The organism is Nocardia wallacei (assembly GCF_014466955.1).
GTDB classification, from domain to species: Bacteria; Actinomycetota; Actinomycetes; order Mycobacteriales; family Mycobacteriaceae; genus Nocardia; species Nocardia wallacei.
In genome coordinates, this window is the sequence record NZ_AP023396.1 from 6,143,421 (window position 1) to 6,165,690 (window position 22,270).

19 protein-coding genes and 1 tRNA gene are annotated in these 22,270 nt (G+C 68.7%); 8 read left to right on the forward strand and 12 right to left on the reverse strand.

What is annotated here, in order from left to right; genetic code table 11:
* Positions 1 to 107 precede the first annotated feature (107 nt).
* The 5 genes from NWFMUON74_RS27290 to NWFMUON74_RS27310 form a co-directional block, all read right to left on the reverse strand.
* Positions 108 to 5,009, reverse strand: a complete 4,902-nt coding sequence (locus tag NWFMUON74_RS27290) for an NAD-glutamate dehydrogenase (RefSeq protein WP_187684626.1) — start codon at positions 5,007 to 5,009, stop codon at positions 108 to 110.
* A gap of 283 nt (positions 5,010 to 5,292) precedes the next feature.
* Positions 5,293 to 6,969: an energy-dependent translational throttle protein EttA gene (gene ettA, locus NWFMUON74_RS27295; protein WP_187684627.1), complete on the reverse strand. Its 1,677-nt coding sequence runs from the start codon at positions 6,967 to 6,969 to the stop codon at positions 5,293 to 5,295.
* 44 nt (positions 6,970 to 7,013) lie between these two features.
* On the reverse strand, positions 7,014 to 7,469 hold the full coding sequence (locus NWFMUON74_RS27300) for a single-stranded DNA-binding protein (protein ID WP_187684628.1): 456 nt from the start codon (positions 7,467 to 7,469) through the stop codon (positions 7,014 to 7,016).
* A 184-nt stretch (positions 7,470 to 7,653) separates the two neighbouring features.
* A complete protein-coding gene (locus tag NWFMUON74_RS27305) occupies positions 7,654 to 8,610 on the reverse strand; it encodes a threonine/serine dehydratase (protein ID WP_232110621.1) in 957 nt (318 codons plus the stop codon).
* Complete coding sequence (locus NWFMUON74_RS27310) at positions 8,607 to 10,646, reverse strand: bifunctional copper resistance protein CopD/cytochrome c oxidase assembly protein (RefSeq protein ID WP_187684629.1); 2,040 nt, start codon at positions 10,644 to 10,646, stop codon at positions 8,607 to 8,609. The genes NWFMUON74_RS27305 and NWFMUON74_RS27310 overlap by 4 nt, the downstream gene beginning before the upstream one ends.
* 188 nt (positions 10,647 to 10,834) lie before the next feature.
* On the opposite strand from NWFMUON74_RS27310, the gene NWFMUON74_RS27315 reads away from it, so the two are divergent.
* The 4 genes from NWFMUON74_RS27315 (at position 10,835) to NWFMUON74_RS27330 (ending at position 12,062) form a co-directional block, all read left to right on the forward strand.
* Positions 10,835 to 10,908: transfer RNA gene (locus tag NWFMUON74_RS27315), tRNA-Arg, on the forward strand.
* Positions 10,909 to 11,093: 185 nt separating this feature from the next.
* A complete protein-coding gene (locus NWFMUON74_RS27320; RefSeq protein WP_187689452.1) occupies positions 11,094 to 11,402 on the forward strand; it encodes a PadR family transcriptional regulator in 309 nt (102 codons plus the stop codon).
* Positions 11,399 to 11,755 carry a DUF1048 domain-containing protein gene (locus tag NWFMUON74_RS27325; RefSeq protein WP_187684630.1) on the forward strand — a complete coding sequence of 119 codons (357 nt, stop codon included), beginning with the start codon at positions 11,399 to 11,401 and terminating at the stop codon, positions 11,753 to 11,755. The genes NWFMUON74_RS27320 and NWFMUON74_RS27325 overlap by 4 nt, the downstream gene beginning before the upstream one ends.
* Position 11,756: 1 nt before the next feature.
* Complete coding sequence (locus NWFMUON74_RS27330; RefSeq protein ID WP_187684631.1) at positions 11,757 to 12,062, forward strand: DUF1048 domain-containing protein; 306 nt, start codon at positions 11,757 to 11,759, stop codon at positions 12,060 to 12,062.
* 58 nt (positions 12,063 to 12,120) lie between these two features.
* Here the strand turns inward: NWFMUON74_RS27330 and NWFMUON74_RS27335 are convergent, their stop codons facing one another.
* The 3 genes from NWFMUON74_RS27335 to NWFMUON74_RS27345 all read right to left on the reverse strand — a co-directional run bounded on the left by NWFMUON74_RS27335 (position 12,121) and on the right by NWFMUON74_RS27345 (position 15,404).
* Positions 12,121 to 13,683, reverse strand: a complete 1,563-nt coding sequence (locus NWFMUON74_RS27335; RefSeq protein ID WP_187689453.1) for an AMP-binding protein — start codon at positions 13,681 to 13,683, stop codon at positions 12,121 to 12,123.
* A gap of 70 nt (positions 13,684 to 13,753) precedes the next feature.
* Positions 13,754 to 14,719, reverse strand: coding sequence for an SDR family NAD(P)-dependent oxidoreductase (locus tag NWFMUON74_RS27340; RefSeq protein ID WP_187684632.1), 966 nt, complete (start codon positions 14,717 to 14,719; stop codon positions 13,754 to 13,756).
* 4 nt (positions 14,720 to 14,723) lie between these two features.
* Positions 14,724 to 15,404 carry a TetR/AcrR family transcriptional regulator gene (locus tag NWFMUON74_RS27345; protein ID WP_187684633.1) on the reverse strand — a complete coding sequence of 227 codons (681 nt, stop codon included), beginning with the start codon at positions 15,402 to 15,404 and terminating at the stop codon, positions 14,724 to 14,726.
* A gap of 180 nt (positions 15,405 to 15,584) precedes the next feature.
* On the opposite strand from NWFMUON74_RS27345, the gene NWFMUON74_RS27350 reads away from it, so the two are divergent.
* Complete coding sequence (locus NWFMUON74_RS27350; protein WP_187684634.1) at positions 15,585 to 16,160, forward strand: putative immunity protein; 576 nt, start codon at positions 15,585 to 15,587, stop codon at positions 16,158 to 16,160.
* Here the strand turns inward: NWFMUON74_RS27350 and NWFMUON74_RS27355 are convergent.
* Positions 16,138 to 16,491: a hypothetical protein gene (locus NWFMUON74_RS27355; RefSeq protein WP_187684635.1), complete on the reverse strand. Its 354-nt coding sequence runs from the start codon at positions 16,489 to 16,491 to the stop codon at positions 16,138 to 16,140. The two genes, NWFMUON74_RS27350 and NWFMUON74_RS27355, sit on opposite strands and share 23 nt — an antisense overlap.
* A 104-nt stretch (positions 16,492 to 16,595) precedes the next feature.
* Positions 16,596 to 18,098, reverse strand: a complete 1,503-nt coding sequence (locus NWFMUON74_RS27360) for a flavin-containing monooxygenase (protein WP_187684636.1) — start codon at positions 18,096 to 18,098, stop codon at positions 16,596 to 16,598.
* Between the two features lie 458 nt (positions 18,099 to 18,556).
* Here NWFMUON74_RS27360 and NWFMUON74_RS27365 point away from each other — a divergent pair, with 458 nt between their 5' ends.
* Positions 18,557 to 19,450 carry a helix-turn-helix domain-containing protein gene (locus tag NWFMUON74_RS27365; RefSeq protein WP_187684637.1) on the forward strand — a complete coding sequence of 298 codons (894 nt, stop codon included), beginning with the start codon at positions 18,557 to 18,559 and terminating at the stop codon, positions 19,448 to 19,450.
* A 9-nt stretch (positions 19,451 to 19,459) separates the two neighbouring features.
* On the opposite strand, the gene NWFMUON74_RS27370 is transcribed toward NWFMUON74_RS27365, so the two are convergent.
* Together NWFMUON74_RS27370 and NWFMUON74_RS27375 are read right to left on the reverse strand one after the other, a co-directional pair.
* Complete coding sequence (locus tag NWFMUON74_RS27370) at positions 19,460 to 19,867, reverse strand: nuclear transport factor 2 family protein (RefSeq protein WP_232110622.1); 408 nt, start codon at positions 19,865 to 19,867, stop codon at positions 19,460 to 19,462.
* Positions 19,868 to 19,891: 24 nt separating this feature from the next.
* Positions 19,892 to 20,977 (reverse strand): fatty acid desaturase family protein, encoded by a 1,086-nt coding sequence (locus NWFMUON74_RS27375; protein WP_232110623.1) that lies wholly within the window; start codon positions 20,975 to 20,977, stop codon positions 19,892 to 19,894.
* A 170-nt stretch (positions 20,978 to 21,147) separates the two neighbouring features.
* Here NWFMUON74_RS27375 and NWFMUON74_RS27380 point away from each other — a divergent pair, with 170 nt between their 5' ends.
* The gene (locus NWFMUON74_RS27380) at positions 21,148 to 21,819 is read left to right on the forward strand and encodes a hypothetical protein (protein WP_187684638.1); all 672 of its coding nucleotides are present in this window, start codon (positions 21,148 to 21,150) and stop codon (positions 21,817 to 21,819) included.
* Positions 21,820 to 21,907: 88 nt separating this feature from the next.
* Positions 21,908 to 22,222: a DUF3349 domain-containing protein gene (locus tag NWFMUON74_RS27385; protein ID WP_187684639.1), complete on the forward strand. Its 315-nt coding sequence runs from the start codon at positions 21,908 to 21,910 to the stop codon at positions 22,220 to 22,222.
* The last annotated feature ends 48 nt before the right edge of the window (positions 22,223 to 22,270 follow it).

The following is a 22,270-nucleotide window of genomic DNA, read 5'->3' on the forward strand; positions in this document are numbered from 1 at the left end:
GCGCACCCTCTGCTGCGACACCGCCGAGCGGACCGCGGCGCGTCCGGTCCGCGCCGGTCAGCGTGCCGATCCACGGCTTTCTGTGAATCGGCACAACCGGCTCGAGCTCAGCGCGGCACCTCCGACTGCGCGCCCACGCCGCTGACCATGCTGCGCACCTGGCGCGCCGCCACCGACAGCGTCGCCAGGTCGTGGGTGCCGGACTCGAACAGTTCCGCCAGCGCGGCGCGGGCACGGCCCAGCCGGGACTGGTTCTTCGATTCCCAGTACGCGATCTTCTCCTCGGCCGTCTCCTCCGGATCACCGCCGGACAGCACGTCCAGCGTCAGCGAGCGCAGCGACCCGTACATGTCGTCGCGCAGCGCCAGCCGGGCCAGCGCGTGCCAGCGGTCGCCGCGCTCGAGGTGGCTGACCGCCTGCAGCAGCCAGTCGATCTTCAAATGCTCGTTGAGCGCGTAGTACAGCGCGCCCACCTCTTCGCCGCTGCGGTCGGTGATGTCGGCGATGTCGATGACGTCCAGCAGCGGGAACAGGTTGAGCAGGCCGAAGACCTCGGTCGCCAGCTGCTCGGGCACGCCGCGGCCGACCAGCTTCGCCGACTGTGCCTCCAGCGTGTCGATGTGGTGGCCGCGCAGCCATCCCGGCACCTTGGGCGCCAGCTCCCGCACCGCCCCGCTGTAGCGGTGGATCTCGGCGCCGACCGCGATGGGCTGCGGCCGGTTGCTCAACAGCCAGCGCGAGGCCCGGTCCAGGGTGCGTTTGGTCTCGAGTTCCAGATCGTCCTGCACGGCGGTGGCGATGTCGGCCGCGCGGATGCGGGTCCAGATCGACTGCAGATCGAAGATCTGGGTCGCCGCCGCGAATGCGCGCACCGCGTCGGTCGCGCTCGCGCCGATCTCCTCGTTGAGCCGGTGCGCGTAGGTGATGCCGCCGAGGTCGACCATCTCGTTGACCACCATGGTGGTGACGATCTCCCGCCGCAGCCGGTGCCGCTTGATGGCCGCGCCGAAACGCTCGCGCAGCGGTGCCGGGAAGTACTGCGGCAGCCGGGCCGAGAAATACGCGCTGTCGGGCAGATCCGACTCGAGCAGATCGGTTTTCAGCGAGAGCTTCGCGTGGGCCATCAGATTGGCCAGTTCCGGCGAGGTGAGCCCGGCGCCGGCCTCGGACCGCCGCTTGATCTCCGCGTCCGAGGGCAGGGCCTCGAGTTCGCGGTCCAGGCCCCGGCGCGCCTCCAGGTCCTCGATCAGCCGCTTCTGCACGTTCAGCATCCGCGGCGCCTCGGTGCGCGACATGCCCATCAGGATGTTCTGGGACACGTTGTCCTGCAGCACCATTGCCGACACCTCGTCGGTCATCGAGGCCAGCAGCGGGCCGCGTTCGGCGGCGGGCAGCTCTCCCGCCGACACCACGCCGTCGATGAGGACCTTGATGTTGACCTCGTGGTCGGAGCAGTCCACGCCCGCGGAGTTGTCCAGCGCGTCGGTATTGCACTTGCCGCCGTTGCGGCAGAACTCGATCCGGCCGTGCGCGGTCAGCCCGAGGTTGCCGCCCTCGCCGATCACCTGGACGCGCAACCGGTTCGCGTCGACACGCACCGCGTCGTTGGATTTGTCGCCGACCTCCGCGTTGGATTCGGTACTGGCCTTGATATAGGTGCCGATGCCGCCGTTCCACAGCAGTTGCACCGGCGCCAGCAGAATCGCCCGGATGAGTTCGGGCGGCGACATCGACACGGTTCCGTCCGGCAGCCCGAGCGCGCGGCGTACCTGCGGGCTGATCGGCACCGATTTCACGGTGCGGTCGTAGACGCCGCCGCCCTCGCTGATCACCGACGCGTCGTAATCGCGCCACGACGACCGCGGCAACTCGAACAACCGCCGCCGCTCCGCGAACGACCGCGCCGCATCAGGATCGGGATCCAAGAAGATATGCCGATGATCGAACGCCGCCACCAACCGAATGTGCTCCGACAACAACATCCCGTTACCGAACACATCCCCCGACATGTCACCGACACCCACCACAGTGAACTCCTGCGACTGCGTATCGATATCCATCTCCGCGAAATGCCGCTTCACCGACTCCCACGCACCCTTGGCGGTAATACCCATCGCCTTGTGGTCGTAGCCCACCGAGCCACCCGAGGCGAAGGCGTCACCCAGCCAGAACCCGTACCCCTTCGCCACCTCGTTGGCGATATCGGAGAACGCCGCCGTGCCCTTGTCCGCGGCCACCACCAGGTACGTGTCGTCCCCGTCGCGGCGCACCACCCGCGGCGGCGGAATCACCTCGCCGGTCGCGTGATCGACGTTGTCGGTCACGTCCAGCAGACCCGAGATGAAGGTGCGATAGCAAGCGACGCCCTCGGCCTGCAACGCCTGCCGATCCACCGCCGCGTCACCCGTCGCGGCGGGCGGATGCTTCACCACGAAGCCACCCTTCGCGCCCACCGGCACGATCACCGCGTTCTTGACCGCCTGAGCCTTCACCAGACCCAGGATCTCGGTGCGGAAATCCTCCAAACGGTCCGACCACCGCAACCCGCCGCGCGCCACCGGACCGAACCGCAGATGCACGCCCTCGACCCGCGGCGAATACACGAAGATCTCGAATTGCGGTCTGGGTCTGGGCAATTCGGCGATCTCGCCCGGCTCGACCTTGATCGACAGGTACTCGCGCGGCGCGCCCTGCTCGTCGGTGCGGTAGTAGTTCGTGCGCAGCGTCGCCCGCACCAGGCTCAGGATGGCGCGCAGGATGCGGTCGGCATCCAGGCTCACCACCTCGTTGATGCGTTCGGCGACCGCCGCCTCCAGCTCCGCCGCCCGGTCCGCGGCGGCCGAGTCGGGGTCGAACAGCGCCGCGAACAGGTCCACGAACAGCCGCGCCGCGTCCGGTGAGGCGAGCAGCACGCGGGCGATATTGGCCTGGCTGTACGGAAAATCGGCCTGCTGCAGGTACTTCGAATACGCCCGCAGGATCGACACCGTGCGCCAGCTCAGGCCCGCGCGCAGCACGAGCTCGTTCAGGCCGTCGGCCTCGGCGCGCCCGTACCACAGGGCGTCGAATGCCTGGGTGAACCGCTCGCGCAGGCCGCGCTCCCGCATCCCGAGGGCCTCGAGGCGGTCGGTCTTCTCCACCAGCTCGGCGTCCATGTCGCGGTCCAGCGCCATGCGCAGCAGGTCGGGCCGGGCCTGCAGCCCGAAATCGTAGATCCAGGTCTCGCGGCCGTCCTCGAACTGCAGCTGGTACGGCCGCTCGTCGACCACCTCGACACCGAGGCTCTGCAGCAGCGGCAGCACCTGGCTCAGCGAGATGCCACCGCCGACGTAGAGGGTGAAGCGCCACGAACCCGGCTCGGCGCCGGGACGGCGGTACAGGTGCTGGTCGATCCGGCCCGCGCCGAGCCGTTCCAGGCGGACGATGTCGGCGAGCGCACGGCCCGCCGAGAAGTCTTCCTTGTAGGCGTCGGGCAGGGCGGCCGTGTAGCGCTGCACCACGGCCGGATCCAGCACCGTGGAGGCGGCCACCTCGTCGCGCAGGTGGTCGTCCCAGGTGCGGCTGGCCTCGGCGAGCAGACCCTGGATGCGCAGCCGGTTGGTCTCCGAGACATCCACCGGGGTGCCGGGTTCCGGCAGCCGCACGGTGAAATACACACTGGCCAGCTCGCTTTCGGAGACCCGGGCCGAATAGTCGATGGAGACGCCGCCCAGCTCGCGCACCAGGATGTCCTGGATCTCCAGCCGGACCCGGGTGGTGTAGCGGTCGCGCGGCAGGTAGACCATGCAGGCCACGAATCGGCCGTAGGAGTCCGAGCGCAGGAACAGCCGCACCTGCCGTCGCATACCGACATTGAGCACCGCGCCCGCGGTGTGCCGCATCGTCTCGACGTCCGCGGAGAACAGCTCGGTGCGCGGGAAGGACTGGATGACCTCGAGCATCGCTTGACCCGAGAAGGAGTCCAGGTCGAAGCCGCTCTGCTCGATCACCGATCGCACCCGGCGCTCGACCACCGGAATGTCGAGCACGTTCTCGTGCATCGCGGCCACCGTGAACACGCCGATGAACAAGTGCTCGCCGGTCACGGCGCCGGAGGAATCGAATTCCGCGACACCGACGAAGTACGGGTACACCGACCGGTGCACGGTCGCCGGCACCAGGCCCTGGGTGAGCATCAGCAGCGGGCGCTCCCCGCTGTCCACCGGGACCCGGAAGTCGGTGCCCACGTCGGGACGCAGCACGCCGAGTGAACTGTCCGCCACCACAACGGGTTTCCCCTGCGGATCGTCCGTGGCGGGGCGCTGGTACCGGGCGTAGCCGAGCACGGTGAAGTGCCCGTCGGCCAGCCAGCGCAGCAGGTTGGCGCAGTCGATCAGGTCGGTCGGGGAGAACGGTGGCGTGCCTTTCTCGGCCGCCGCGGCCAGCTCGTCGGCGAGCCGGTCCTGCACGGTGCGCATGGCCTCGGTGTCACCGATGACCTGGCGCACGTCGGTGAGGACGTCGGCGATGCCGGTCTCGAGTTCGGCCAGCAGGTCCGGGCTGGTCGAGGGATGCAACTGCACATGCATCCAGGACTCCCGGCGGCCCGCCGTGCCGTTGCCGTCGACCTCGTGCGGCACAGCGGATTCCAGCGCGCCCTCGGCGTCGCGGACCACCTCGAGGATCGGGTGGATCACCTCGCTGATGCTGACCGCCTGCCGGCTGAGGTAGGAGGTGACCGACTCCACCAGCAGCGGCATGTCGTCGGTGACCATCTGCACCGCGGCCCCGAGGCCCGAACCGTCGTCCGGGTAGTACACCCGCACCCGCGCCTGTCCCGGCGGGCGGAGCAAACCCAGTTCGATGTGCCGCCGGAACACCAGGTTCGAACCCCCGGTGATCGCGCAGTCCACATCGCCGGCGTCCACGTGGCGGAAGTACGCCTCCTCGAGGCTCGCCAGTTCGCCGCGCAACTGCTCCGGCAAACTCGCGACCCACGCCACGGTGGACATATCGGACGAGACCGTCATTTTCTTCGCCAACTCCCTCGGATTGGGTTCCGCAACAAAGTGACGCCGGAGTCGAGAGTAGCTGGGCGCCGCAGACGCCGCCGAGGAATCTCCCCAAACCTGCGACTACGGCAACCCGCCCGAACGTTCCGGTTGGTACGACCGCGCCCGCGCCGTGCCGAACTTCCAGGTAGCGCTCGACAAGCGTTGCGCCGGTGGTTATTTGGCACACGCTGGAAATATGACGAACGACACTGTTTGCTTCTGGATAACCCCTCGGTAACCGGCGCCGCGCGACGGAATATCAGTCGCGGGTCAGCTTGCGGTGGGTGACCCGGTGCGGGCGCGCGGCGTCCGGTCCGAGCCGCTCCACCTTGTTGGCCTCGTATGCCTCGAAGTTGCCCTCGAACCAGAACCAGGCGGCCTCGTTGTCGTCGTTGCCCTCCCACGCCAGGATGTGGGTGCAGGTGCGGTCGAGGAACCAGCGGTCGTGGGAGATGACCACGGAGCAACCGGCGAACTGCTCGAGGGCGTTCTCCAGCGAGCCGAGGGTCTCGACGTCGAGGTCGTTGGTCGGCTCGTCGAGCAGGATCAGGTTGCCGCCCTGTTTGAGGGTGAGCGCCAGATTCAGGCGGTTGCGCTCACCACCGGAGAGCACGCCCGCGGGCTTCTGCTGGTCCGGGCCCTTGAAGCCGAAGGCGGAAACGTATGCGCGCGAGGGCATTTCCTGACTGCCGACCTGGATGAAGTCCAGGCCCTCGGAGACCACCTGCCACACCGTCTTGTTCGGGTCGATGCCGGCGCGGTTCTGGTCGACGTAGCTCAGCTGGACCGTGTCGCCGATCCGCACCGTGCCGCTGTCCGGCTGCTCGAGGCCGACGATGGTCTTGAACAGCGTCGACTTACCGACACCGTTGGGACCGATGACACCCACGATGCCGTTGCGCGGCAAGGTGAACGACAGATCCTTGATCAGCTGGCGGTCGCCGAAGCCCTTGTCCAGGTGCTCGACCTCGACGACCACATTGCCCAGGCGCGGCCCGGCCGGGATCTGGATCTCCTCGAAGTCCAGCTTGCGCATCTTCTCGGCCTCGGCGGCCATCTCCTCGTACCGGCCGAGGCGGGCCTTGTTCTTGGCCTGGCGGGCCTTGGCGCCCGACCGCACCCACGCCAGCTCGTCCTTCAGCCGCTTCTGCAGCTTCTGGTCCTTCTTGCCCTGGACCTCCAGGCGCTCGGCCTTCTTCTCCAGATAGGTGGAGTAGTTGCCCTCGTAGGGGTAGGTACGGCCGCGGTCGAGCTCGAGAATCCACTGGGCGACATTGTCGAGGAAGTAGCGATCGTGGGTGACGGCCAGCACGGCGCCCGGATACTGCGCGAGGAACTGCTCGAGCCACAGCACGGACTCGGCGTCGAGGTGGTTGGTGGGCTCGTCGAGCAGCAGCAGGTCGGGCTTGCTCAGCAGCAGCTTGCACAGCGCGACGCGGCGGCGCTCACCACCGGAGAGGTTGGTGACCGGCTCGTCGGGCGGGGGGCAGCGCAGCGCGTCCATCGCCTGTTCCAGCTGGGAGTCCAGGTCCCAGGCGTCGGCGTGGTCCAGGTCTTCCTGGAGCTTGCCCATCTCCTCCATCAGCTCGTCGGAGTAGTCGGTGGCCATGAGTTCGGCGATCTCGTTGAAGCGGTCCAGCTTCACCTTGATCTCGCCGAGGCCCTCCTCGACATTGCCGCGAACGGTCTTCTCCTCGTTCAGCGGCGGCTCCTGCTGCAGGATGCCGACGGTCGCGCCGGGAGCGAGCCAGGCGTCCCCGTTGTTCGGCTGGTCCAGGCCTGCCATGATTTTCAGCACGCTCGACTTACCGGCGCCGTTCGGACCGACAACGCCGATCTTGGCGCCCGGGAGGAAGTTCAAGTTCACGTCGTCGAGGACGACCTTGTCGCCGTGCGCCTTGCGAACTTTCCTCATCTGGTAAATGAACTCAGCCATGTGCGAAAGCCTATCGGTGTGGGTGTGTGCGGGACGAAGCGGAGCTACCGCGGGGGCGCCGCGGAGGGGAATCGCTCGTCATCCGGCGCTCGATGATCCGCCTCGACATCAACGGGCGCGGGGACGGTGGAGTTCCCGCCCGGAGGGTGCAATACGGGGGCGGAGCAGCGGGCGAGGTCCGGGCCCAGGGCGGTCGCGCGCATTTCCAGGTCGTGCCGGGCCACTCCCTCTCTGGTCTGGTACTCCGCGGTGCGCAGTTGCCCGTAGGCGATGACGGGGTCGCCGCGGCGGATCGAGGCGTCCACCCCCTCGACCAGCCGCCGCCAGCAGTTGACGGTGAGATAGAGGGTGCCGTTGTCCACCCAGCTGCCGCTGTCGCGATCGAACCGGCGGGCGGTGCTCGCCATCCGGAACGACACCACCTGCTCGCCGCCGGGCAGGCTGCGCCGTACCGGATGCGTGACGACGTTGCCGATGACGGCCGTATTCGCCTCGTACATGTTCCGCCCCTTCGTTATTCGGTCCCTCGACGGCGCGCGGCCGCGCGGACCGATCCCCTGTGCCCCGTGCGATCGGGACACGTCCAGCCTGATCGATCGCCCGCCGCCGCAACAGACCGAATTCGGATCTGTGGATGAATATCCCGGCTGTGGATACCCGCCGTTCCGCTGTGCGCGGCCGCTCCTACAGCGTCGCCAGATCCGTGTTCGCCCCGCACAGCACGATCACCGGCCGCTCCCCCGGGCCGGGCACGTACGCGCCGCTCTGGATCGCCGCCAGCGCCACCGCGCCGGCCGGTTCGACCACGATCCGGAATTCCCGCCACAGATACTCGCGTGCCATCGCGATCGCGTCGTCGCTGACCAGCAGCGAGCCCATCCGGTACCGCTGCGCGAGTTCCAGCGGAATGTCACCGATCCTGGTGGCGCCCAACGCATCCGACGCCAGGCCGCTGACGTGCACGTCCACGGGGCGGCCGGCGGCCAGGGCGGCGTGCAGGGTGGGCGAGCCCTTCGGCTCCACGCCGATCACACGGCCCCGCAGCCCCAGTGCGGCCGCGATCCCCGACGCCAGTCCGCCTCCGCCCACCGCGACCAGCACCGGCGGACGGCCGCGGACCTGGCGCTCTATCTCGAGCCCCACCACGCCCGCTCCGGCCACCACGGCGGGCAGGTCGTAGGCGTGCAGTTGCAGCGCGCCGCGCTCCACGGCCAGCTGCGCCGCGTAACTCTTGGCGTCGGCGTAGGTCGTGCCGTGCCAGAGCACCTCGGCGCCGTAGGCCCACATGGCGGCCACCTTGGTGTGTGGCGCCGACTCGGGCACCACCACCGTGCAGGATCGTTCCTGTACGGCGCACGCCAGCGCCGCGGCGATACCGGCATTGCCGCCCGAGGCGATGACGACGCCGCGCCGATCGGACCGGTTCTCCAGCAGCGCGTTCAGGCTGCCCCGCACCTTGAAAGTGCCGCCGTGCTGGAGGTATTCGAGTTTGAAGGTCACCTTGATCGGACCGTGCGGCCCGGTCACCTCGGTGTGGAACACGGGCGTGACCCGCACCCGCCGGCCCAGCCGCAGGCGCGCGGCCCGCACATCGGACCGGTACAGCCGCTGCACATTTCCCGTCGTGGGCGCGTCGGTCACGGCCGGGTCCCCCGATCCCGCCGCGCCAGCTCGGCGAACATGGCATTGTGCGCGGCCAGATCTGCGTCGTGGTCGCGTTCGGCGGCGCGGTCCATCCGCTTGGCCATCCGGTCGTCGCTGCGCGACCACTGGATCAGCAGCGCCAGCATCACCAGCACCAGCGGGATCTCGCCGCTCGCCCAGGCCAGGCTGCCACCGGTGCGCTGATCGCCGAGCAGGTCGGTGTTCCACCCCAGCCCGATCGAGCGGTAGAACGAGGCGCCCAGCACGGTCGTCATACTCATCAGCGCGACGCCGAAGAACGCGTGGAACGGCAGCGAGCCGAACACCATGCCCACCTTCGTCATCGACTGCACCTGCCGCGGTTTCGGATCGATCCCGAGCACCACCCAGTAGAAGAGGTAGCCCGACACCAGGAAGTGCAGGTTCATCAGCAGGTGCGCGCCGTGCGAGTCGACCACCGAATCGAAGATGCCGCCGAGATACAGCGCGTAGAAGCCGACGACGAAGAACGCCGTGGCCACGACGGGCTGAGTCATGAAGCGCGAGACCGGATTGTGCACCGCGGCCAGCACCCACTCCCGCGGCCCCGGCGGTGCGTCGCGCCCGGCCGGTGGCAGCGCGCGCAGCGCCAGCAGCACCGGACCGCCGAGCGCGAACAGGATCGGGGCCAGCATCGACAGCAGCATGTGCTGGGCCATGTGCACGCTGAACATGGCCGGGGCGTAGCGGCCGACACCCGAACTGGTGGCGATCAGCAACACCGCGCAACCACACAGCCAGGCGACGGTGCGCCCGGCGGGCCAGGCGTCGCCGCGGGAGCGCAGTCGCCGCACCCCGGCCAGATACAGCACAGCAAGCACGAGGGACAGCGTCCCGAAGATCAGATCGAAGCGCCAGTCGAACAGGAGTCGCGCGACCGTGGGCGGGCCGGCCAGGTCGTATCCCAGCTCCACTTCCGCCGGGGTGGGCACCCGTCGTAGGTCCGGGGGCGGCGTGCGGCCCAGCCCGACGGCGAGCCCGACGGTGGCCGCGAACACCAGCGCCTCGACCCCGGCGTAGCGGATCAGCGCGGCACGGTCGCGCGGGTTCTTCCGCAGCGCGGGCACCGCGATGCGCCGCTGCAGGAAACCGATCACCCCGAGTGCGCACAGCGCGGCCGTCTTCGCGATCACCAATCGGCCGTAGGTGGTGGTGAACAATTCGCTGCCCGGCACCCGCACCCAGGCATTGACGACCCCGCTCAGCGCCACGACCGCGAACGCCCCGGCGGCCACGAGCGAGAACCGCCGCGCCGCCAACCCGGTGTGCTCGCCGCCGCGCACGGCGTAGGCCAGCACCGACAACAGCCCGCCCACCCACAGCGACACCGCGACCAGGTGCAGGATCAGGCTGTTGGTCGCCACGTCGTGCGCGCCGCCGGACGAGGAGTGCCCGGTCAGGGCGACCGGCATCAGGCACAGCACCGCGTACCCGAACAGCACCGGCGTCCAGCCCCAGCGCAGCGCGAGGCGGCAGCCGATCGCGAGGGCCAGGGCCATGAAGGCCGTCGTCCGCCACGAACCGGCGACCTCGACCTGCGCGATGGCATGCCACACCCGGTCCGGCCGCAGCGTCGACCGCACGGGTTGCCCGGTGGTGTCCGACAGCGTCAGCGGCACCAATACCGCGGCCGCTCCGGCCCATCCCAGCGCCGCGATCCCGGCGCGCCGCAGCGCCCGGTACCCGCCCACGTCCAGCAGTCCATTACGCTGCGGCGGCGTGAGGAATGCCGCGAACAGCAGCGAACCGACCGCCACCGCCGCGGCCAGATCGGCGACCGCCCGGACCGCCGGCAGACCGTAGGTGGTCAGCGGACCGGGATCCGGGATTCCGAGCAGCGTCAGCGCCTGAGCTGCGGACAGACCCACCACCAGCGGTGCGACCAGCGCCGCCAGGGCCGTGGCGATCGCGGTGAGCACCGGGAACATCGCCGCCGACTCCGACCGGACGCCCTGGGATTCGGGTTCGACGGACGGGTCCTGCGGTGACGACATGCGGTTCAGCCTAGTTCGGCGCCCACACCCCCGGCCGTCCCGGTCCGCACCTGCCGTCGCCGCCTGTGGCCCCGCTGACATGCCCGCGAGTTGCGCAGCGGCAGCTCGGACGAAATCTGGACGCTCGCTATACTAATCGCGCTGGACACCGTGCCGAGAACCCGGCATGGTGTGTGGTGCTGTGCACTGCCTCCGTAGCTCAGTTGGATAGAGCAAGGGCCTTCTAATCCCTAGGTCGCAGGTTCGATTCCTGCCGGGGGCACTTCACCTTCCGATCGGCGGCACAGGTCGCCGGATCAGGGGTACCCATACCGCTCGATGCGCAAACACCAGAACTTTCCGGCGGACACCCCCATGTCCTCGCTACTCTGTGATACAGTCTAGTGGTAGTCGGTACCACCGAATAGCGGTCGAGCGGAAGGAGTTGCCACGGACAACTTGACGGAGATGCTGAAGGGGACGTTGGAGGGGTGCGTTCTCGAGATCATCGGGTCCGAGGAGACGTACGGGTACGCGATCACGCGGCGGCTCAATGAACTCGGCTTCTCCGATGTCATCGAGGGCACTGTCTACACCATTCTGGTGCGGCTGGAGAAGAACAAGCTGGTCGATGTTTCCAAACGACCCTCCGAGGTCGGACCGCCACGCAAGTTCTACGCACTCAATGATGCGGGGCGCGCGGAACTCGCCACATTCTGGGCGAAGTGGGAGTACGTCTCGTCGCGCATCAACGAGCTCAAGGAAAGCAGGAAATGAACGTCTGGGACACGATCACGGGCAACGATCTCAGCAGGGAGTACAAGGCCTTCGAGGAACGCGCCGAAGCTCTCCCGGCCGAGTATCGAGCGGCATGGAACGAGATCAAGGCCAACCTCTTCCCCTACGCGGACTTCACCGGCCGCAACCTGATGCCGATCCTCGACAGCACTCTGGGCCTGCTCGAGGAGACCGCGGCGGACGGCCAGAGCGTGCAGGAGGCGCTGGGCGAGGACATCCGAGCCTTCTGCGCGGCGATCGCCGGTGAGGAAGGCGCCAAGAGTTATCGCGACAAATGGCGCGAGCAGTTGAACAGGAACGTCGCCCGAAAACTGAGCCGGCTGGGAGAATGAGATGGGTATTCGCGACATCATCGAGGGCAGGCGGGAGTGGCGAGCGCACATGGCGCGGGTCAAGGCGCTCCCACCCGATTACCAGATCGTCTACCAGGAGATGCAGAAGTACTTTTTCAAGGTCGGGCCGGTCGAGCTGGCCGACGGCAGCCTGCTGTCGGGCGTGGTCGATTTCTTCGAGGAAGGGGTCGCGGGCGGCAAAAGCGTCATGGAAATCGTCGGCGATGACGTCGCGGCATTCTGCGACGATCTGATGAAGGACTCGAAGACCTTTGCCGAGATCTACCAGGAGTCGGCGTCGCGGTAGCGGCTACACCAGCCGCCTACCCGGCCTTCGTGCAGGTCGATCTCCTCGGCGGGGCGGATCAGGAGGCGTCGCGCAGCCGCCCGCGCAGCACCTTGCCGCTGGCGTTGCGCGGGATCTCGTCGAGCACGACGAACCGCTTGGGCACCTTGTAGCGCTCCAGGCCGGCTCGCACGTACTGCCGGAGTTCGTCGTCGGACGGCGTCTCGACATCGGTGGCCGCGACGACGAAGGCATGCAGCACCTGCCCGAATTCGGCGTCGGGGACACCGATGACCACGGCGTCGGCAATGCCGGGATGCGTGGTGAGACGCTCCTCGACCTCGCCGGGAAACACGTTCTCCCCACCGGAGACGATCATGTCGTCGGAGCGGCCATCGATGTAGAGCAGGCCCCGCGCATCGATGTGGCCCATGTCCCCGGTGTTGACGTGACCGTCGACGACCTCCTTGGCCGTGGCCCGGGCAGTGGCGTCGGGGGTGTAGCCGGTGTATTCCAGGGCGGTGCGCACGAAGATCATGCCGGTCTCCCCGACCGGTGCGGCGGTGCGGTCCGCGCGCAGGATGCGCACCGACACGCCCAGCGCCGGACGGCCCGCCGTGTTCGGTGCGGCCACCAGATCGGCCGGGCCCGCGATGGTGACCAGACCCGCCTCGGTGGACCCGTACCCGTTGATCAGGATGGGACCGAACGCGTCGAGCACGCCCGCGACGGTGCCCGCCGAAATCGGCGCGGCGCCGGTGACAATGCTCCGCAGGGCCGAGCGGCTCGGGGCGGATGCCGCGAGTTCGGGGACGGCCAGCAGCCGCTGCAACATGACCGGAACCGCCATCAGCACCGTGACCCGATGCCGGGCCATGTCGTCGAGGGCGAGGCGAGCGTCGAAGCGGCGGCGGCAGATCGCGGTGGCGCCCAGTGCCAGCGGTCCGAGCAGCGCGAGCAGGCCGAAACCGTGGAAGAACGGCGGCGCCACCAGCACGCGGTCCGAGGAGCGCAGCCGCAGCAGCGCCATGGCGGTCGCGGTCAGCAGCGCGATCGCCTGCGGTTTCACCACGCGCGGCACGCCTTTGGACAGGCCCGTGGTACCGGAGGTCAGCAACGTCAGCCGCACTGCCCGGCGCACCGGCGGCGGAGCCGGATGGTGTTGCGCGGCAAGCTGGTCCAGTGTCGGCGGCCGCGCAGCCGATCCGGGCTCGTGCCAGGCCAGCACCCGTATGCCGGGGTAGCCGGCTTCCTCGACGGCCGCCGCGTATTCCTCGTCGTAGACGAGGACGTCGGGGTCGTGGCGGCGCAGGATCGCCGCCAGTTGCGGCGGCGGCAGCTCGGTATTGACGAAGATCAACTCCGCGCCCAGTTGCGCGCCCGCGCCCATCGCCTCGGCGAACCCGCGATGATTGCGGCAGACGATGCCCACCGATCGCGGCGCGGCGGGCGAGAGGGCATACAGCGCCGCCGCGATCGCCTCCGTGCGCCGCTGCAACTGCCGGTAGGTCAGCTCGCCGCGTTCGTCGATCACCGCGATGCGCTCGGGGAAGCGAATCGCGCTGGCCGCCAACAACATCGCCGGGGTCGGGCCGAACCGGCGGAAGTCCCGGGCCAGGGCCGCCAGCGCCCGCGGCGCCATCGGAGACAACAGCCCCGACGTCGCGATGGCCGGTACCGCCGCGGCCCACTGCCGCACACTCCGCCCGAAGTCAGCGCACACCGGAACGCACCTCCGGCGTCGGCTCGGCGGGCCGCGACGCCCGCACCCGGGCCAGCGAGGCCTGCGTATCGCCGAGGAACCGGTAGACGAAGCCGAGCAGCCATTCGTTCGGAACACGCAGCAGCGGAACGAGAATCGCCGACGGATGCCCGTAGACCGGGGTCAGCGTGCGCGGCTTGCGCACCACCGCGCGGGCGATCACGCGCGCCGCGTCGGTGGGTGTCTGGCCCGGCAGCAGCCGCATCCAGCGGCTCGGCGCGCTCATCCGGGTGTGCATGAGCCCGGCGTAGAACGTGGTCAGGGTGACGCCGTCGGCGCGCGCCTCCATCCCCACCGCCCGCAGCCACCAGTCGAACGCCGCCTTCGACGACAGGTAGAAGCCCCATTTCGGCACGACCGGGAACATGATGCCGACCGTCGACACGTTCACGATGTGCCCGCGCCCGCGAGCGCGCATCGCGGGCAGCAACGCCAGCGTCAGCCGCATCGGGCCCACGTAATTGGCTCCCGCGGTGGCGGTGACGTCCTTGGGCCGGTCGTAGGACAGGTGAACCGATCGCCGCAGCGACTTGCCCGCGTTGTGGATCAGGTAATCGACCTCGCCGAAATCGAACAGCACCGAGGCGGCGAACTCCGACACCGACTGCTCGCTGGTCAGATCCAGCGGATAGGCGAACGCCTGTCCGCCCGCCGCGGTGATCTCATCGGCGAGTTCGCCCAACCGGTCCATCGACCGCGCCGCCAGCACCACCCTGGCGCCTGCCCGCGCGAACAATCGCGCGGTGGCCTCACCGAGTCCGTAGGACGCGCCGGTGACGACGACGACCTTGCCCGCGACCTCGGCCCGCAGCGCGTCGCGGTCGCGCAGTCCGCGCGGGCCGATCAGGTAGGCCACCGCGCGGGCGATCGGGTGCGACGCCAGCCGGGAAGGGCTGGAGGGCAAGGGGTTCGACATCGAACTACTCCACAGTGTCGGCGGGACGGGTCAGCGACGGGAGGCCGAGCAGCGACGACAGCAGCTCCGAATCGGGTATCGCCGCGTCCAGCACCCGCTGGGCCAGTTGAATATCCGGATCCGAACGCAGCGCGCTGAGCACGGTGCCGAAGAGGTTGGCCACGATGAGATCCCGGACCTGTTCGCGCGAGATCTCCTCGCTGTGCACCCAGTGCAGTACGACGCCCTCGATGAAGGACAGGTAGCCGTTGATCGCCGTGCGCAGCACCCCGCTGGTGTCGCCGCCGGTGATCTCCACGGCCAGCGCCTCCGCGACCCGGCGGCGATGCCGATCGCGGATACTGCGTACCTCCGCGTCGGCCACGTCGGCGATCAGCGCCTCGAACCCACTGGCCTGATGCTCGGCGCGGTCGAGGAGCTGGTCCACTCCCCGGTGCAGCCGGTCCAGCGCGGGCCCGCGCATCGACACCAGGTCGCTCCAGAACTCCTCGGCCGCCTGCTCGAGCACCGCCAGGTAGAAACCCCGCTTGCCACCGAAGTGGTAGCTGATGGACCCCGCGGCCACCCCGATCGACCGAGCCAGGTCCACGATCGACACATCCTCGTACCGCTGCTCGCTGAACGCCGCCCGCCCCGCCTCCAACAAGGCGGCCCGAGAAGCCTCACCCCGCCGGTTGCCGACCACGACCCTCCAATTCTTGAACCAGATTCAAATCTGACCGTAGTGCGGGGACCAGGGGCTGGTCAAGGATTTGAATACACTTCAAAATGTCATGCCGACAGGCAGATTTGAGGGTTTCTCGCCATATGCCGACAGTTCCGCTGGAAAGTCCCCACCGAAGGTTCAACGATACTGTGCAACCACATGGCCGATCAGAAACCGACGATCGCACTCACCATGGCCGAGTTGCGCGAGATCACCGCCTACGCCCTCGCATGTGCCGAACCCGCCCTGTCCCTCTTCGAGCGTGACTGCCCGGCCGACCGGCGGCCCCGCGCCGTATTCGAGGAGGCGCGCAGGTTCACCGCGGGAGGCGGGCGGACCAAGGCACTGCGGGTGACCGCCCTGGACGCACACCGCGCCGCACGCGCGGCACTGGAAGTGGGACGCCTTGCCGCCGCCGACGCGGCGCGCGCCGCCGGGTACGCGGGAGCCGCGGCGTATCTGCATCCACTCGCCCAGGCGCATCAAGGCGGGCACATCCTCATGCCCGCGGCCCACGCCGCTCGCGCGTTCGAACTCGACGCCGATGATCACCGGGTGGGTGACGACTACCTCGAAACGGCAAGGGAGCTGGCCGGTCCCATCGTGGTGAGTGTTCTGTCGCGATATCCGGTGCCGCCCCCGGGCCGCGGGCGGGTGGGAGATCTCTGGCGGAAGCTGGACTCCGCGCTGCGCGGACTGGGTGACATCACAACTAGGCGGAGACCAGCAGGGTGATCAGTGATATCGACGCGGCCAGGAAGACCAGGGTCGCGACCCTCCGGACCAGGTGCCGATGCTGTCGCGGGAAGGCCCGGGGCACAACGACGGCGGCGACCGATCCGGCCACGATGCCCAGTACCGTGCCGAATATCAGTCCGTAGCCGTGCGGGTCGGTGAGTGGATCGGACGAGAAGCGCGAGTCGGCCACCAGGTAGACACACCGCAGCCACAGGCCGGCGGACAGTATCCCGACAACAGCGCATACGGCCGTGACCGCGAACTCCCACCAGCCGCCGATCCGTGCGCGATCGGACTTTCGGTTGGATGTACCCGCGAATTCCGACATGTCCCCTCCCCCCACCATGACACCAGAAGTTCCGCGATCACGCACCCGGGTCGACCGCTGGGCACCGCCGGAATCCCGGCGGCGCCTCGACCGGCATCACTCGGCTAGGCCGGAATGTTCTCGGTGGTATCTCTCGCGGCCCTCGCGATCGTGGTGAAGGACCGTGCCGGGGCATGCCGCAGCATGCGGGCGAAGGTGCGGGCCGAGGCCGGCCACGGGTTGGTGACGGCCCCGCTCTCGTGCTTGTACCAGCTCGAACCGGCGGACGACCAGACGGTGCGGCAGAGCGCGGCCCGCATCCACAGCTCGTAGGCGGCCATCGCGTCGGCGCTCACTTCGATTGCGGCGGCGTCGGTTTCGTCTCGCCACCGCAGGCACTTCATGATGTAGTCGATCTGCAGTTCCTTCATACTCGGATTGCTCCCCGCCGGATTGAACGAATTGGGCCCGGCGATGAGGAAGGCATTCGGGAATCCGGGCACCGCCAGGCCCATGAATGCCGAAGCGCCCGAGCGCCATTGGTCGTGCAGCAGCCGTCCGCCGCGACCGCGCACCGCGATCGGCGCGAGGAATTCGGACGCCCGGAAGCCCGTCGCGTACACGATGACCTCGGCGCGATGGCGCGTACCGTCGACCGTCTCGAGGCCGTCGCGGGTCAGGCGCGCGATCGGCGCCGTCACCAGCTCGACGTTCGGTTCGCTCAGTGCCCGAAGGAAATTGCTGTCGAACAGGATTCGCTTGGCGCCGATCGGATAGTCGGGCGTCAGCCGGGCGCGCAGTGCCGGGTCCGCGACCGAGCGACGCAGGTACGCGTTCGCGAGCCACCGAGCGGGCCGAGCCGACCAGCCACCCCGCATGATCGGCGACAACAGCGAATCCGCGGCCTGCGACAGCAGCCGACGATAGGCACGATGACCGCCGGGCAGGTGCAAGGCGGTCCGGGCGAGCACACCGAACTCCCGGCCGGGTTTGGGCAGGATCCACTGCGGCGAGCGTTGGAACACAGTGACTTTGCGCGCGGTGGCCCGCAGCATTGGCAGCACCTGCGCCGCACTGGAACCCGTGCCGACCACCGCGACGTCCCGGCCGCCGAGGTCGACGTCGTGGTCCCACTGCGCGGTGTGGAACGACGCGCCCGCGAATTCGCTGTGGCCGGGGAACACCGGCACATTCGGGCGATGAAGCTGACCGACGGCGAAGACGACGATGTCGGCGGTGAGACGAGTTCCGTTGGCGGTCACCAGCGCCCAGCAGGCGGCGTGTTCGAGATAGATCGCCTCGGTGACCGCCGAGTGCGGCCGCAGCCGGGCCGTCAAACCCTGTTCGGCGACCACCTTCCGGAGATAGTCCAGGGTGTGGCGCTGGTCCGGATATCTGGTGCGGGTGCTGCGATACGGGGCGAACGAGAACGAATACAGATGCGCCGGAACGTCACAGCTGCAACCGGGATAGGTGTTGTCGCGCCATACCCCGCCGAGTCCGGGGCCGCCCTCGAGGATGACGAAGTCGTCCACCCCGGCTCGCCGCAGCGCGGCACCCATGCCGATACCGCCGAATCCCGACCCGATGATCACCACTGAGTAGTGCAATCTCGTTACCACCTCCATGCGAGAAGACCTTCAGTAATCGATTGGCAACCCTACTGTCTCCTGCTCCCATATCTGTAAACGTGACGTCGCCACAGCGGTTTTCGATTTTCGGCAACTGTTGAGCAAGCACATGCTCGAGGCGGCCGGGCACACCACCGGCAATCACTGCGGGCCGGGAGCGCCCATCCCTGAATCACACGCGGAAAACGCACCGTCGCCGGTCGGTCGCGGTGCTACGAAGGCCGCCGCGGCGACCCTCCGCAAACCCGGCTCGGGGCACAGAGGTGGACGAATGCCCAGCGTCGCGCGCCATTACCCGGGAGACCAGCGACGACGGCAACGGCAGTCGGCCAAGAGATTCCGGACGGTACGGAACTCTGGCCTAGGCCCGCCGGAGGGGTATGATGTTGCATCGACGCGGTGTGGTCGGCGGTCTTGGACACCGCTGGTGATCGTCGAGCATCGGAGTAGAGGTCATGATCCCAGAACCGGTTCAGTCTCGGATCGGCAGCGTGGATTCGCTTGTCGCCGAACGTGGTCCGACAGCGCTGCGGATCGCCGTGGGCGGGCAGCTCCGCAAGCTACGCGAGCAGTGCGGGATCACCCGCGACGCCGCGGGCGAGCACATTCGCGGTTCGCACGCCAAGATCAGCCGTCTGGAACTGGGCCGCACCGGCTTCAAGGAACGCGACATCCGCGACCTGCTGACGCTGTATCGCGTCGACGATCCGCAGGATCGCGAGGCGTTCCTCGACCTGGTACGCAAGGCCAACCAGCCGGGCTGGTGGCACCGCTACAGCGACCTGCTACCGCAGTGGTTCGAAACCTACATCGGCCTCGAGCACGCCGCGCACTCCATCAGAACCTTTGAGGCGCAACTGGTTCCGGGCCTGCTGCAGACCGAGGCCTACACCCGCGCCGTCGTCGCGCTCGGGCACCAGGAGGACGAGGCCAACCGGCGCGTCGAACTGCGCCGCCAGCGGCAGAAGATCCTCGACCGCGAGGGCGGCCCGACGCTGTGGGCGGTGCTGGACGAGACGGTGCTGCACCGGCCGATCGGCGGCAACGACGTGCTGCGCGGGCAGCTGGAGCATCTGGTCGAGATGTCGGATCGGCTGAACGTGACGATCCAGGTGCTGCCGTACGCCGCGGGCGGCCATGCGGCCGCGGGCAGTTCGTTCACCATGCTGCGCTTCGCCGAACCCGAACTCCCCGACCTGGTCTACATCGAACAATTGACCAGTGCGATCTACCTGGACCGCCTACGCGATCTGGAGATCTACCGCCTGGTCATGGACCGCCTGAGCGTGCAGGCCGAGCCACCGGAGGTCTCGCGGCAGATGATGGTGGAGGCCGCCGCCCGCCTGTGAGCGGCCGGTTCATCCTTGCAGTGGCGTGCGGCGGGGCCGCACGATCCGGTGCGTGATGCGCCAGCCCGCATCGGTCCGCTCGACCGTGTCCTCGTAGGTGACACTGCCGACGGACCCGTCCGTCAGCACCCCGAACCCTTTGGACAGCGCGTGCACCGTGCCGTCCGTCACCGGGTTCAGCACGATGTTGGTGACGTGGTGGGCTACCGGATTCCCCTCGCCCAATGCGAGCGCGGCCTCGCGGCAGGCGGACAGTCCGGTGAGCACACCGCCACCGAGGGCGCGTACGTCGTAGACGACGTCCTCGGCGAACAGTTCGTGCCATCCGTCGAAATCACCGCGGTCGGTCAGGTGTCCGTGCAGGTTGATCAGATCCGTGATGGCGAACCGGTCCTCCACGGTCAGCACGGCGGTCACCTCTCGATGCTCGGGTGGAACTGGTCAGTGGACTTCGACGACTTCGCTGGCGTCGCTGCGCCGTTCGGCGGCCACGGGCGCGGGGGCCGCCGGCACGACCGGGGGGCGGCGGATCGACTCGCCGACGGCGTGCAGATGGCGCAGCGCCTGGGCGTAGGAGTCGAACAGACCGGTCTCGCTGTAGGGCACGCCGCGCTCGCGACAGAACTCCACGACGAGCGGCTGGGCGTGACGCAGATTCGGGCGCGGCATGGACGGGAACAGGTGGTGCTCGATCTGATAGTTCAGGCCGCCCATCGCGGTATCGATGAGCCGGCTGCCGCGCACGTTGCGGGAGGTGAGCACCTGACGGCGCAGGAAGTCGGTGGCCTCGTCCGTGGTCAGCACCTCCATGCCCTTGTGGTTGGGGGCGAAGGTGCAGCCCATGTAGAACCCGAACAGCATCTGCTGCACGGCAATGAACACCAGCGCCTTGCCCGGCGGCAGCACCGCGAACACCACGGCGAGGTAGCCGACGGCGTGGGCGGCCAGCAGCGCGCCCTCCCAGCAGCGGTGCGAAATGGGCCACCGCGCTACCGCACGCGCGCTCGCGAAGTGCAGGCTTCCGGCTTCCAGCAACAACATCGGGAAGAACAGCCAGGCCTGATAGCGGAAGACCAACCGCCGCAATCCCCGTCCGGCTCCCGCGCGGTCGTGCGAATGCGCCAGCACACCCATGACATCGGGATCGGCGCCCTCGGTATTGGGATGGGCGTGGTGACGGTTGTGGTTGCTGGTCCACCAGCCGATGCTGACGCCGATGGCGAGATTGCCGGCGATCAGGCCGAACAGGTGATTGGCGCGGCGCGTCCGGAAGATCTGCCGGTGCCCGGCGTCGTGGCCCAGGAAGGCGAGCTGCGCGAACACCACGGCCAGCCAGACGGCCACCGCGAGCTGCCACCACGAGTCACCGACGACAATGAACGCCGCCCAGCCGCCTACCCACGCCGCACCCGTGATCGCGCTCTTCCAGCCGTAGTACCGCAAGCGGCGCTCCAGCAACCCGGCCTCGCGAACCCGCCGCGACAACAGCGCGTATTCGCTGCCCCGCAAAACCCCATTGCCACGCACGGCCAGCTCCGCTCCGACTGTCGTTGTTCCCGGTACACGATGCCATGTCCGGCGACCGGTCTCCGGCTGCCGTACTTCCCGTCACCGGCGATGGACTGCGATCGCGGCGCACCCGTCCGGCGCCATGATCCCGTGACAACATGTCCGCCGGGTGAACGAGCGTCGGGTCGGTGGATCCGTCCGCGGCCACCGCCCGCGCCGCCATCGTCGCACAGTGCGCCGGACTCGCGGCGGCGGGGCTCGGGCCTGACGTGATCCGGGGCCATTTCGGGCTCGGTATCGCTTCTCCGGCGCGGTATTCTGCCGAGGTGGCGGGTCGGGGGAACGAATTCAAGCCGGATGCACGCGATCCCAAACGCGTGCTGTTGCGCACCGGATTGCCGGAGGGCGTCTCGCGGGCGGAGATCACCTTTCGCGTGGGCGGCGGAATCCGGGGAACGCGCGTGGTGCGCCGATCCGAAGCGGAGTTCGCCCACCTGCGGACCGCCGTGGACGGTGTCTACGAAGGTCCGTGGAGCGCGCCGGAACAGGTGACCCCGGCCGCGGCCACCCATTACATCGACCAGGCCGAGCAGCGAACGGCCCTGCGCGCGGCCGAGATTCAGCGGCACCGCGAGTCGATCGACCTGACCTGCCCGTGGTGTGCGCGGCCACGCACCTACATCGGTGTGCTCGGGTTCGTCACCGGCCATGCCGGGCTGCTCACCGACCATCCCAGCGAACTGGGCCAGCAGGTCGAGAAGCAACACGCCTACCGGTGCGACCGGTGCGGATCGATGCTGTACTTCGCCGACGGCTACCTGGCGCATCCGCTGCCCGGCCGCCCGGCGAACCCGTCCTGAACGACCGCGTTTGCGCTCGAAAAGCAGGGCGAGGACGATGATTCCCGCGCAGTTCCGAAGCCCCGACAGTCCGCAGAACCGGAGACCGATGGCACTTTCCGCACTGCTCACCAAGATCGTCGACTGGTTGCGCGCCGGATATCCGCACGGCGTGCCCGACACCGACTACGTGCCACTGCTCGCCCTGCTGGCCCGGCGCCTGACCGAGGACGAGGTGCGTGCGGTCGCCGAGGAATTGATCGCGCAGGGCGCCCTCCCCGCCGACCGAGCCGACATCGGCGTCGGCATCACCAGGATCACCGACGCGATGCCCCGCGAGGCCGACCTGGCCCGCGTCCGCGAGCACCTCCTCGCCGGCGGCTGGCCCATAGACGACAACACCTGGCCAGGCACCCTCCCCTGACCACCTCCGAACCAGCCACCCCGCCGCCACCACCCTGCCGCACACCTA

Excerpts from the sequence above, each read along its gene's own strand:
- NWFMUON74_RS27290 (WP_187684626.1), bottom strand. The coding sequence starts at position 5,009 with ATGACGGTCTCGTCCGATATGTCCACCGTGGCGTGGGTCGCGAGTTTG.
- ettA (WP_187684627.1), bottom strand. The coding sequence starts at position 6,969 with ATGGCTGAGTTCATTTACCAGATGAGGAAAGTTCGCAAGGCGCACGGC.
- NWFMUON74_RS27300 (WP_187684628.1), bottom strand. The coding sequence starts at position 7,469 with ATGTACGAGGCGAATACGGCCGTCATCGGCAACGTCGTCACGCATCCG.
- NWFMUON74_RS27310 (WP_187684629.1), bottom strand. The coding sequence starts at position 10,646 with ATGTCGTCACCGCAGGACCCGTCCGTCGAACCCGAATCCCAGGGCGTC.
- NWFMUON74_RS27320 (WP_187689452.1), top strand. The coding sequence starts at position 11,094 with ATGCTGAAGGGGACGTTGGAGGGGTGCGTTCTCGAGATCATCGGGTCC.
- NWFMUON74_RS27325 (WP_187684630.1), top strand. The coding sequence starts at position 11,399 with ATGAACGTCTGGGACACGATCACGGGCAACGATCTCAGCAGGGAGTAC.
- NWFMUON74_RS27330 (WP_187684631.1), top strand. The coding sequence starts at position 11,757 with ATGGGTATTCGCGACATCATCGAGGGCAGGCGGGAGTGGCGAGCGCAC.
- NWFMUON74_RS27335 (WP_187689453.1), bottom strand. The coding sequence starts at position 13,683 with ATGGCGCCGCGGGCGCTGGCGGCCCTGGCCCGGGACTTCCGCCGGTTC.
- NWFMUON74_RS27340 (WP_187684632.1), bottom strand. The coding sequence starts at position 14,719 with ATGTCGAACCCCTTGCCCTCCAGCCCTTCCCGGCTGGCGTCGCACCCG.
- NWFMUON74_RS27350 (WP_187684634.1), top strand. The coding sequence starts at position 15,585 with ATGGCCGATCAGAAACCGACGATCGCACTCACCATGGCCGAGTTGCGC.
- NWFMUON74_RS27355 (WP_187684635.1), bottom strand. The coding sequence starts at position 16,491 with ATGTCGGAATTCGCGGGTACATCCAACCGAAAGTCCGATCGCGCACGG.
- NWFMUON74_RS27360 (WP_187684636.1), bottom strand. The coding sequence starts at position 18,098 with ATGGAGGTGGTAACGAGATTGCACTACTCAGTGGTGATCATCGGGTCG.
- NWFMUON74_RS27365 (WP_187684637.1), top strand. The coding sequence starts at position 18,557 with ATGATCCCAGAACCGGTTCAGTCTCGGATCGGCAGCGTGGATTCGCTT.
- NWFMUON74_RS27385 (WP_187684639.1), top strand. The coding sequence starts at position 21,908 with ATGGCACTTTCCGCACTGCTCACCAAGATCGTCGACTGGTTGCGCGCC.